This is a genomic window from Shewanella donghaensis (assembly GCF_007567505.1).
In the GTDB taxonomy this organism is placed as follows: domain Bacteria; phylum Pseudomonadota; class Gammaproteobacteria; order Enterobacterales; family Shewanellaceae; genus Shewanella; species Shewanella donghaensis.
Map to the genome: position 1 here is coordinate 4,728,592 of NZ_CP041783.1, position 12,378 is coordinate 4,740,969.

The 12,378-nt window shown below is 39.6% G+C and carries 8 protein-coding genes; 3 read left to right on the plus strand and 5 right to left on the minus strand.

Annotation, left to right across the window (positions count from 1 at the left end):
• The first annotated feature begins 77 nt into the window (after positions 1–77).
• Both fusA and FPK91_RS20110 read left to right on the plus strand, forming a co-directional pair.
• On the plus strand, positions 78–2,108 hold the full coding sequence (gene fusA / locus FPK91_RS20105) for an elongation factor G (protein WP_144213765.1): 2,031 nt from the start codon (positions 78–80) through the stop codon (positions 2,106–2,108).
• A gap of 172 nt (positions 2,109–2,280) precedes the next feature.
• Positions 2,281–3,177, plus strand: coding sequence for a 4'-phosphopantetheinyl transferase family protein (locus FPK91_RS20110; RefSeq protein WP_319593227.1), 897 nt, complete (start codon positions 2,281–2,283; stop codon positions 3,175–3,177).
• A 227-nt stretch (positions 3,178–3,404) separates the two neighbouring features.
• On the opposite strand, the gene FPK91_RS20115 is transcribed toward FPK91_RS20110, so the two are convergent.
• A complete protein-coding gene (locus FPK91_RS20115) occupies positions 3,405–4,415 on the minus strand; it encodes an isocitrate dehydrogenase (protein WP_144213767.1) in 1,011 nt (336 codons plus the stop codon).
• 516 nt (positions 4,416–4,931) lie between these two features.
• Here FPK91_RS20115 and FPK91_RS20120 point away from each other — a divergent pair.
• Positions 4,932–7,658 carry a S9 family peptidase gene (locus FPK91_RS20120; protein ID WP_144214625.1) on the plus strand — a complete coding sequence of 909 codons (2,727 nt, stop codon included), beginning with the start codon at positions 4,932–4,934 and terminating at the stop codon, positions 7,656–7,658.
• Between the two features lie 73 nt (positions 7,659–7,731).
• On the opposite strand, the gene FPK91_RS20125 is transcribed toward FPK91_RS20120, so the two are convergent.
• The 4 genes from FPK91_RS20125 to FPK91_RS20140 form a co-directional block, all read right to left on the minus strand.
• Entirely contained in the window at positions 7,732–8,211 is a 480-nt protein-coding gene (locus tag FPK91_RS20125) for a DUF3192 domain-containing protein (RefSeq protein ID WP_144213769.1), read from the minus strand.
• A gap of 27 nt (positions 8,212–8,238) precedes the next feature.
• The gene (gene xni / locus FPK91_RS20130) at positions 8,239–8,997 is read right to left on the minus strand and encodes a flap endonuclease Xni (protein WP_144213771.1); all 759 of its coding nucleotides are present in this window, start codon (positions 8,995–8,997) and stop codon (positions 8,239–8,241) included.
• A 336-nt stretch (positions 8,998–9,333) separates the two neighbouring features.
• The gene (ppnN, locus tag FPK91_RS20135) at positions 9,334–10,692 is read right to left on the minus strand and encodes a nucleotide 5'-monophosphate nucleosidase PpnN (RefSeq protein ID WP_144213773.1); all 1,359 of its coding nucleotides are present in this window, start codon (positions 10,690–10,692) and stop codon (positions 9,334–9,336) included.
• 46 nt (positions 10,693–10,738) lie between these two features.
• Positions 10,739–12,295 (minus strand): sensor domain-containing diguanylate cyclase, encoded by a 1,557-nt coding sequence (locus FPK91_RS20140; protein WP_144213775.1) that lies wholly within the window; start codon positions 12,293–12,295, stop codon positions 10,739–10,741.
• Positions 12,296–12,378 lie beyond the last annotated feature (83 nt).

A 12,378-nucleotide genomic window follows, 5' to 3' on the forward strand; every position in this document is an offset into this window, starting at 1 on the left:
TTGCAGCTTTATACTGAATGTAATAGCTCTAAGAGCTGGTATGGATTGAATGATATAAGTGATAAAGGGAGGCCACTATGGCTGAATTCACGACTGAGAAAATCCGCAATTTGGCTGTATTGGGTCATACCAACGCAGGTAAATCGTCATTAATTGAAGCATTGTTATTTAGTGCTAATGCAATAACCTTAAAAGGGAGGGTCGATAAGGGCACAAATCATGCTGATTTCACTGCCCAAGAAAAATCCCACCGCCATAGTCTAGAGCCTTCATTTCTTAATCTTGATTTCCAACATCACCATATCAATCTCATCGATACCCCTGGTTTACCTGACTTTATTGGACGAGCGCTATTACCGCTGCCAGGAGTCGAGTCAGTATTATTGGTGGTGAATGCTGCAACAGGTATTGAATCGGTGACTAAAAGAGCTTTCAAAGCCGCTCGGGCGCAAGGTAAAGCAGTCATTATTGCCATTAATCATTTAGACGGAAATGAAGCCTTAGTGTCTGACGTCATGATGGATATTCAACAACAATTTGGTCATCGTTGTTTGCCGGTCAATTTACCGAGTGCTAATGGCGATGATGTGGTTGATTGTTATTTCGATGGTGACCTAATGACTAAAACATTGTTCAGTGATCTCCAAAGTGCGCGCGATGAGTTGGTTGATACGGTACTTGAAGAAGATGACAAGCTCATGGAGCTGTATTTAGATCAAGGCGACTCATTAACGACCGAACAATTGCATGCGCCGCTAGAAGTGGCATTGCGCATGGGTCATTTAGTGCCAGTGTGTTTTACCAGCGCCGAACAAGACATTGGTATTAGCTCATTATTGCAATTGTTGATCAAACTGATGCCAAGCCCACTGGAAGCTAACCCTCCACAATTTATTAAAGGTTTTGCTGAAAATGCACAGCCTATCGATGTGAACCAACGTGCTGACGACCATGTACTTGCCCATATTTTTAGAGTGTCGATAGATCCTTTCTTAGGTCGTATGGGGGTATTTCGTTTATACCAAGGGACTATTGAGATAGGAATGAAGTTGTTTATTGGCCATGGGCGTAAACCTTTTAAAGTCACCAATATTCTTAAGTTACAAGGGGATCAACATACCAGTGTTAATCAAGCTGTTCCTGGTGATATCTGTGCCATCGCAAAAATAGAAGAATTAGAAGTCGGTGCAGTATTGCATGACAGCCATGATGAAGATGAGTTTCATCTACCAGAGTTTAGCTTGCCAAAACCTATTTTTGGCTTAGCCGTATCGGCTAAGCGCCGAGGTGATGAACAGAAAATATCTGAAGTGTTACATAAGCTGGTGGCAGAAGACCCGAGTTTACAAATTTCCCGTAATGAAGCTGAAGGGCAAACTGTGCTACAAGGACAAGGGGATTTACATCTGCAAATCGCTTTAGAAAAGGCGCAGAAGCTATTTAATATAGATATGGAAACCGAGACGCCAGCGATTGCCTACCGTGAAACCATACTCGGTGAGGCGAGTTTTCGCTATCGTCATAAAAAACAGTCCGGTGGTTCTGGGCAATTTGGTGAAGTTGAACTTAAAGTTGAACCGCTTAAACGAGGTCAAGGATTTGAGTTCGTCAGTCACGTTGTTGGCGGCAGTGTGCCGACTCAATATATTCCTGCTGTCGAAAAGGGCATTAAAGAGGCCATGGTTGAAGGTGAGTTAGGTGGTTTTCCTGTGCAGGACATTAGAGTCACGGTTCTAGATGGTAAGCATCATAGTGTCGACTCAAAAGAAATAGCTTTTGTTATGGCGGGTAAAAAAGCCTTTATTGAAGCGGTAAAGCTTGCCCAACCGGTAATTTTAGAACCTATTGTTCAAATGAGTATTTGCGTTTCACAACATCATGTAGGGGACATTACCGCTGATATAAGCAGTGAAAGAGGCATGGTATGCGGAACTCAAGCTGATAGTAATGGCATGGTGACTGTTGAGGTTGAAGTCCCATTAGCCAATGTCAGTCACTATTCAACTAGACTTAAATCGATGACCGGTGGCGAAGGTCAGTTTTCGATGAGCTTTAGTCGTTATGATGTGCAGCCTAAACAAGTCGTAAAGCCACTTGCTGTTAGTTAGCTTTTTATTTAGCTCTTTAATGAGTTTTTAATTAGCTTTTGAAATTAGCACATGTGTATCAGGGATAAATCTAACAAGGTTTATCCCTTTTTTATTGGGGCTACTGGATTCATTGCTATTCATATAAAAGCCATTTATTTAAAGGTTAATTATTCAAAGCTATAAATTAACTGTGAAAAAAGCGACAATAGCTTTTTACCTTTTGGTCGAGTTCAATTTGAAACCTGCTGCCAGTGTTAACTTATTTTTCTGCCCACTTAAGACGGGATTATTGGATGAAGAAACCGCTTCACTGGTGACATCTTGGTTACCTGAAGATGAAACGCTGAAAGTTAATCGCTACATTCAACTCTCTGCTCGTGAACAAGGTTTAATGGTGCGGGGTTACTTGAGGGTTTTGCTGTCTCGTTTTGCCGATATAAAACCGAATGAATGGGCGTTCGAATATGGTGAAAAAGGTAAACCACGCTTAAGTGAACAGCATTTCAACCAAACAGGATTACGCTTTAATCTTAGTCATAGTGGTGATTGGTTATTCGTCGCAATTCATCAGCATGATAATGCCACTGAAAGCACGCATCAATATGAGCAGATTCAATTAGGCGCTGATATTGAACGTCGCCGTGAAAGCACCAATATTCATTCGATATTAAGTCATTATTTTTCAAAACCAGAAGAAGCAGCATTATTAGCTCTACCAGAAGCAGAGCATCGAGAGCGGTTCTTTGATTTATGGACCTTAAAAGAGTCATATATTAAAGCGAAAGGCTTAGGGTTATCATTGTCTTTAAAATCATTTTCGTTTGATTTTAACGCTGTTGAATTACACACTCTCAAGGTGTTAAAAGGTGATGTACTGCAGCTGCAATCTAAGGTATCACTGAGCCTGTTAAATGATGATATAAAAAGATTTGAGTTTGATAGTCAATGGCATTGTTGCTTAGGTCAGCTTGATGAGGCGTATCGCTTTGCGATTAGTTTTCAGGCTGGAAGCGATCAAACACCTGACTATATTGCAGAAGAAATTGATTGGGCTGAGCTTATTAAGGCTGTTAAGCCTCATAGCTAAAAGGCTTTTAGTTTTCTATTTATGCTTACCGATATATTTATTGTTATTAGCTCTAATGAGTAGAGGCTTATCTCTATCTATCTATCTATCTATCTATCTATCTATCTATCTATCTATCTATCTATCTATCTATCTATCTATCTATTAATAATTATCAGTCACCAGCCATTAAAAAAGCCCTTAGTGAATCACTAGGGGCTTTTTGATATCTGTATTGATTGCTTATCTTATGATAAACGGTCAATCACTGATTGGGTAAAGTCAGTAGTACCATGAGTACCACCTAGGTCGCGCGTAGTGCGATCGCCTTCTTCAATAACAGCGGCTACTGCAGAGCGGATCATTTCCGCTTTGTCTGCCATACCTAAATATTCAAGCATTTGGATAGAGGCTAGAATCACTGATGTTGGGTTTGCTAGATTTTTACCAGCAATATCCGGTGCACTACCGTGTACCGCTTCAAAAATTGCCGCATCTTTACCAATGTTAGCACCAGGCGCCATGCCTAAACCGCCAACAAGACCAGCACAAAGGTCTGATAAGATATCGCCAAATAAATTGGTCGTCACGATAACGTCGAAGATTTCAGGGCTCATGACCAACTTCATACACGTCGCATCAACAATCATTTCTTCAGTTTCGATATCTGGGTAACGAGCACTGACTTCACGAGCGACTTTCAAGAATAAACCTGAAGTAGACTTCATGATGTTAGCTTTGTGAACAATGGTTACTTTTTTACGGTTTTCTTTACGAGCAAGTTCGTAAGCGAAAGTGGTGATTTGTTCAGCGCCTTGACGAGTAATGATACTTGTCGCTTCAGCTGTTGCGCCATCGTCAGATACTTTTTGACCTAGGCCAGAATACATACCTTCGGTATTTTCACGAACAGTAATGATATCAATGTTTTCGTAACGTGCTTGAGTCCCTTTAAATGATACTACAGGACGTACGTTAGCGTATAAGCTGAACTTTTTACGTAGGCTTACGTTAATAGAGGTAAAGCCTTCACCCACAGGAGTGGTTAATGGACCTTTAAGCGTAATACGATTTTTTTCGATAAGGTCTAGGGTACGCTGAGGTACTAATTCACCTTGCTTTTCTAATGCGGCTAAACCAGCGTCTGCAAATTCGTATTCGAAGTTGCAACCCGCTTTGTCGAGAATTTTTAAAGCCGAATCGATAATGCTTGGTCCAATCCCGTCACCTGGGATTACGGTTATAGTACGTTTTGGCATGGATAGTCCTTCCACTTAGTGGTTACTGCATTATCCTGTTTGTGTTAACAACACTTTAACAGGACTATTTACTCACGGTTTCGTTGCGGCGCATTTTAACGAATTTTGATATTTTTTTACAGTTTTTAGTGAGTTTAATCACGTTTTTTTTGAAATTATTAAGCTAAACCTCAGGTGATTGCTTTAAGATATTCACAATAACGTAATTGAAAGATTCAATTGCAGTCATAATTCACCTTTGTATGTTGCTAAAACGTTAATGTGTAGCGTTATTTTGTCTGCATAGCATATTCAGGTAGAAGATTTTTAACAGACGACTTTGGTCTAAAATTATTTTTTACTAATGATTATTTGGAAATGACTATTCTTCAGTAATGGCTAATAGTAAGAATTCATTTCAAAAATGATTCAAGACTATTTTTTACGCTAGAATAGTGCCATTCCGCAAAAATAAATATAACGAGGAAGATTTTGAAGTTACATAAACTTATTCCTTTGACACTGTTAGCAGTGTCGATGTCAGCTGCGTCAGCTGAACAAATTAAGCCGTTATCACTCGATGACATCATGCATTTTGAAACACTACAAACCCCGGTTATCTCTGATAACGGCAAGGTGTTAGCTGTAGAAGCTATGCCTGATCGGGGCGATAGTCGTGCATTGGTCAATCAAGTTGCGACTAACAAGCAATATCAAATAGAAGGCGGTTCTGACGTTAAAGTCAGCAGTAATGGCCTGTTTGTTATCGCTACTATTAAGCCAAGCCTGTTACAACAAGAAACCTTGAAGAAGTCTGAACTCAGTTCTGGTTTAACGTTATTAAATACTGAAACCGGTAAAAAACAACAGTTTCAGAAAGTAAAAAACGCGGAATTTAGCACCAAAGGTGACTACTTAGCGATTTGGTTTGATATTGATGAAAGCGAAACTGATGCTGAAAAGAGCGAAGAGTCAGCCTCTGATGAAAAAATTGCTGAAGCAGATAAAGGCAGTGGGTTTAAGCTTATTCATTTAGCCAGTGATAAATCACATGATTTTGACAATGTCACTCAATATGCCTTTGACAGACAAGGCCAGCATTTTGCCGTTGCTATTAATGATATCTCGGCTAAATCACATGTGATTAAAAAAGTAAATTTAATCAACAATACAATAAAGCAGTTATACAAGTCGGCAGAATTTCAGATTGGCGAACTCAGTATTGCTGATGATGGTAAATGGTTAGGGTTTACCGAAGGTAAAGTTGCAGTTAAACGTGATGAACGTGAGTACCAATTGAAACTGGTTAACTTGCAATCTGACACGGTTAAGGACACACCTCAGGATGTATATTGGACACTTAATCAATATTCTAAAATATTCTTTTCTGAAGATAGCTTAAGACTATTTATTGGCCGAGTCCCGCAAATTGATAAAATTGTTACGCTAGCTTCAATTGAATCGGAAGACGATTTGTTTGATCAACAAGTCATTACTGGTTTACGTGATTTAAAAGTCTGGCATGGTGATGACCCAAAGATTAAGCCCCACGAAGTAAAGCAATATGCCAAAGAGCTCAAAAGAACTTATCTGGCGGTTTTACATGTTAATGCTGACCGTATTGTACAATTAGCAGATAAAGCCGTTCCTGATGTCCATTACGGCGAACAGCAACGTTATTTATTAGCAACGTCTGATGTGCCATATCAAAAAATGATTACGTGGGCAGGTTTCTATCAAGACGTTTATTTAGTGGATTTAAATACCGGCCGTAAAGTTCAAATTCTTACCCAGCATTCATCGGGTGAAATGCCAACATTGTCACCGAATGCACGTTTTGTGGCTTATTATCAGCAAGGCGAAGTATTCTTATATGATATTGCTGGAGTGAGAAGACACACATTATCGAAAGATATAAATACCAGCTTTGCTGATGAAGATCATGATTATCCAGGTAGTGCACCGAGTTATGGCTTTGGTCCATGGTTAGCCGATGGTTCGGGGATTATTGTTTATGACAAGTTTGATACTTGGCAATTCAGTAGCTCATCTTTTGATGGTTTTATGCTCACTGACGGTGAAGGGCGTAAGCATCAGCAACAGTTTAGAATTGCAGGCCTTTACGAAGAACCTAATGCTCCCGCATCTGTAACACTAGATCAGCAAGTGTTGCTGCACAGTTATAATGAAAAAACCAAAGCAGACGCCTTTTACAGTGCCGTTATAGGTATACCTGGAATTACATTACAGGTCGATGCAGAAGCTAAACTCAAGGTGCTTGCACGTAGTAAAGATAGCGACACCATCATTTATTCCAAACAGCGATATGATTTATATCCTGATTTGTATACTTCAAGTGTTAACACGCCTAATGAAGCAACAAAGCAAACTGATTTAGATAGCCAAAAAAACGCATTTAATTGGGGCTCCGCTGAATTGGTTAGTTGGTCAGACGCTGATGGCCGTGCCACTGATGGTGTATTGATTAAACCGACCAACTACCAGGAAGGTAAAAAGTACCCGGTGATGGTGTATTTCTATCGTTTCATGAGCGATCGTTTACATTCATTCCCGCATATGGCAATTAATCATCGTCCTAATTTTGCTTGGTATGCAGATAACGGCTACGCGGTATTCTTACCCGACATTCGTTTTGAAGTAGGCTACCCAGGAGCATCAGCTGTTAAAGGGTTAACTTCAGGGGTGCAAAAACTGATTAATATGGGGATAGCAGATCCTGATGCTGTAGGTATTCAAGGGCACTCTTGGGGTGGTTATCAAACTGCTTTTGCTGTGACTCAAACCAATATCTTTAAAGCTGCAGTAACAGGTGCTCCAGTGTCAAATATGACCAGTGCTTATAGTGGTATTCGTCATGGTTCAGGTTTAGCGCGTCAGTTCCAGTATGAGACGGGTCAGAGCAGAATTGCACAAAGCTTGTATCAAGCACCTCAAAAATATATTGAAAACTCACCGGTATTTTATGCTGAACGCATTCAAACACCGATGATGATCATGTTTGGTGACAAAGATGATGCGGTGCCTTGGGAACAAGGTGTAGAGCTTTATCTTGCAATGCGCAGAACTGGTAAAGATGTGGTGTTTCTTCAATATGAGGATGAGCCGCATCATTTGAAAAAGTATCCTAACAAGTTGGATTATACTATTCGTATGAAACAGTACTTCGATCACTACTTAAAAGGCTTACCTGCTCCGCAGTGGCTTAAAGAGGGTGAAGCCTACAGAGAGTACAGTAAAGACTAGTCTTTGACCTTGTCCAATACGAATAAAAAATTCCACATTAATGTGGCATTTTTATCTCTGACTCCTAATACTTTTATTGGGAGGTTGATGAGTTGTCATCAAGATTCAATTCTGAAGGTAATGTATTATTGGGTTCTGAAACCGTAATAGGTTGTGATTGACCTATGATGGCAAGAATAGGGATTTGCAGAAATTGGTCATAGGTTTCTTGTCCCCAAGCAATGAGTTGTCCATCTTTAAATAATAATGGGGTGCATTCATCTTTGGTGGTTTTACCATCAGAAGCCACATGGTGGGTACGATAAAACATAATTTGAAAACTGCCTTCAGTAGAGGCTTTTGCCTCAGAAAAATCAGCCCTACCCATTACTTGTCGAATAGATTCTATGGTTTGCCCAATGGTAATTTCACTGAGCATTTTATGATTAAATTCTTGGCGCTCTTGCCAGCTGCGATCTTCCGGTCTTGTTTCATACACGAAAACAACGATGACAACGAAAATAATATAGCCAACAAACAGTGAGCCAATAATATATGAAATTTTTGATTTCATTGGTGTTAAGTCCTTTGGCTTGAACAGTTAACTTGCGACTCTAAACTGTTTGAGATTGATGTTTAATGGCATATGGCATTGCAGTTGGGCTAATTTATAACTCAGCCTTGCCATCTCTTTTCCATCCTGCAGTTTTTGAGCTTGCTTAGCACCAATATTATCAAGTGATTGATATAAGTTTGCGAGTGTTCTGAATTTATTTAATAAGTCAGCAGCTGACTTGGGGCCAATACCGGCGATGCCTGGCACCTTGTTACCTGAGTCACCCGCTAAAGCAATAAAATCTAAAATTTGATTTTGTTGTACGGCAAGCTTTTTCTCAAAGGCTTTAATATCAAAATATTGCTGTTTGAAATGATCCCAAATGACAATGTTGGGGTTCATCAATTGGCCAAAACCTTTATCTGTGGATACGATAATGGCTTCACCCTTGGTTTCAGCAATTTTGGTGGCCAACGTCGCAATAACATCATCGGCTTCTGAGGCGGCATCATGGGATTGAACATCTTCAAGTGCTAAGGCGGTTTTGATATCTTCAAGTCCTGCTTTTAATGCTGCAGGCATCGGCTTGCGGCCTTTTTTATAGTCAGGGTAGAGTTTTTTACGCCAGGATTCTTCATCGCCATCCCACACCATAATGGCATGGGTGGGTTGATGGTGTTTGAGCAGTTTTTTGCAAGCAGATTGCGTACGCTCTTTGACACTGGTGATGTCCGTTTCATCTGGCAACACCGCATGAATACGCCTAACAAGGTTAAGGCCATCGATAATTAATAGTTTATTCATGTCATCTTCGTTTGCTGTAACGCAGCGCTAAGGAGCTGCTGTAGAGGATTATTATATTTTATATTGTTGAGCTTAAACCTTACTGATGTTTTTTAATAGTCGAAATAACAGCTATTTATGCATAATTGATAATTATGCATAAGCTAACCTCGATAAAATGATTACTGGATAAGGATTTCATTATTCATTGGCGATACGGTAGCAGGGGATATATGCACTCCTTGCTTGCTTCATTATTTATTGTTGATAAGGAGACCGAAATGTATTTAGCCCCGTTTAGTTTGAATATTTATTGTTGCTACGGAAGCTGAGAAGTATTCACTCCCGCAGGTTTGGTTATCCATTGACGATTCGGTAGCAGGGAATATATTCACTTCCTGGTAGTTTCATGCGTTGTTGGGATACGAAAGCAGCGAGCAGTTTATCCATCATTGCCATTAACTTCGCATCACCAGTGATATGAAATGGACCATCTTCAGCGATTAACTTTATGGTGTTACTTTTTACGTTCCCAGCGACAATGCCTGAGAATGCTCGACGTAAGCTTGCTGCTAGCTCGGCTTTGTTAGGTTGGAAAAACAAATGCAGGTTTTTCATCACTTCATGTGTTGGTTCAAAAGGTAATTGGAATTCTGGCTCAATTTTTAACGCCCATTGAAATTGATAGGCATCACCCAATTGTTTCCGCATGTCTTTTACTTTTACCATGCCTTGCTTCATTAACTTTCCTACTTTTTCAGGATCATCAATAACGATTTGGTATTTTGCTTGGGCTTCTACTCCTAATGTAGCAGCGATAAAAGCATCAATTTCTAAGAAGTAATCTTCACTGACTTTTGGACCCGTTAATATCAGCGGGAAGGGCAGTTGTTCATTGGCGGGGTTGAGTAATATCCCTAATATATACAATAATTCTTCAGCGGTGCCTGCACCGCCAGGAAAAATCACAATCCCATGACCTAAACGGACAAAGGCTTCTAAGCGCTTTTCTATGTCAGGTAAAATAACCAATTCATTGACTATTTGATTAGGCGGCTCGGCGGCAATAATACTGGGTTCTGTTAATCCGATATATCTGGCATTTTTTATACGTTGTTTAGCATGGCCAATCGCTGCGCCTTTCATTGGGCCTTCCATTGCGCCAGGGCCACAACCTGTGCAGATATCTAATCCTCTTAGGCCTAATTCATAGCCCACTTCTCGGGTGTATTGGTACTCAATAGGATTAATGCTGTGTCCGCCCCAACATACAATAACGTTAGGATCTATTTTAGGGGAAATAACGCGGGCATTACGGAGAATGTCAAAGACGAAATTAGTGATATGACTGGCATTAGTGAGATTGATGTGGGTTAAGTTTTCGTATTTATTATCAATATAAACAATGTCTCTTAGCACCGCGAAAAGGTGCTCTTGAATACCTGCAATGATTTCACCATCAACAAAAGCTTGCGCTGGTGGGTTGATTAATTCAAGTAATAAGCCGCGTTCGCGTTGGAGTACATTGATATGAAAATTTGCGTATTGCTCGAATAAGCTTTCGGCATTATCGCTTTGAAGGCCAGATGCTAATACTGCCAATGAGCAGTTGCGAAATAATTGATAAAGTTCACTTTTAGAGCTTTGTTTTAGTCGATTAACTTCAAGCTGTGAAAGTTGGTCTAAACTGCCTCTGGGGCTAATTTTTACTATCATATGCAACTCCTAAAAGAGCGAGTTGCAGTTGATATTAGGCTAATAATTAAATATCGATTACAACTCTATCTCTGCCACTATTTTTGGCTTTATACAGTGCAGCATCGGCGCGTTCAAAGGTTTCTTCGATACGTTCGTTTTCCATAACTTGTGCTGCACCGATTGACAAAGTAACGGTAATTCTCTGATTTTTAAATTTAAACGGTATATTTTTTATTTTTTCTTTTACACGGTTTAACAATAGACCAATATGGTCCTCTGTGACTTCAGGAAGAATTAAAACAAACTCTTCTCCACCATAACGAGCCACAAATTCACTTTCTCGTAATGAGTTTTTTAGTGCCATTGAAATCACTTGTAAAGTCTTATCACCTGTACTGTGGCCGAAGTTGTCATTGACTGCTTTAAAGTAATCAATATCGGTAACAGCAACCCAAAGTGGCGTATTAAAACGCTTATGGTTTCTGTACTCTTGCTCCATACGGTCTTCTAGCGCCGCGCGATTTGGCAGTTGGGTCAATGGATCTAACAGGTTTAGCTTCTGATGCTCAAACAACTTTTCTTTATAGTTGTTTGCTTCTTTGGTTATGCATGTAAGTTCTTTACGCATCGAATCTACCGATTTACGCAGTAGTGCTTGTTCTCTAGTTTCAAGTGATTCTTTACGGCTTAGGGCGTCTCGAAGCGAGGCAAGTTGCACTGTTAATTCTGCTTTTAAATCGACGATGTCTAGAGACTCAATAACAATACCATCAGCATTGTCTACCCGAAGGTTTATCTCTTTATTAAGCTGAGACTTAATTTGCTGCGAACGATCATTATTATTGGATGTACTGTTAACCACATCTCTTACAGTGCTAATGGCATCATTCAGGGTATAAAGGAAATCCTGTGAAGCGGTTTTTTCTCGGGCGATATTGTTGAGTAGTAAGCTCAAAATAGTTTGATATGACTCAAGCAGCGTGTTGAGTTTGATATCACCCATTAGTAATTCTTTCATCACCAATATTTGATCGCGTTGTTCTTTTCTGAATTCGATTTCAGATATTTTTTGGGCTAACTCTTTTGCTAAAATCAGATGCTGCGGCAGAATGACATGCTCGTCAGTATTAGCAAATTTCTGCTGTAAAATTTCTTCGTAAAAGCCAATCACTTGTTCAACTTTTGGAATATATTCCCAAATAGTATGAATCGGTTTATTGAGGTCTTTCTTGAAGTAGTTTATTTCTTTTTTGAGTTTGTCTGGCGCAGTATCGACTCGTTGAATTTGGCTGATAACCCGCGAAAGGCTATTTCGGCTTTCTTCAAGTTTGGTCATGGTAATATTGTACTGACCTTGCAATAACCGCTCAATGCCGACTAATTCAGGTAAAGCTTCATCAATTTGGTCATAGCCTTGCAAATGATGTCTTAATTTTGCTAGACGGTTATCTAATTCAAGGTTTTGACCTTTACACGCTAGACTTAAATGACCTAGAAATTGAATTAACGTGCGCAATTTTTGATTACGGTCTTCATTCGTTTCTTCTAACGCTAATTTTGCCGCGTTAAGCTTCTGTTTTAAAAGTGAAACTTGAGACACTGCCGTTGAAGAATCTTTCATGTAAATAGGCTTCCTAGATAAAACCAAAAAATTTAATAACATCAATCAGATATCTGATTATGTAATACCACTTATTATATAGC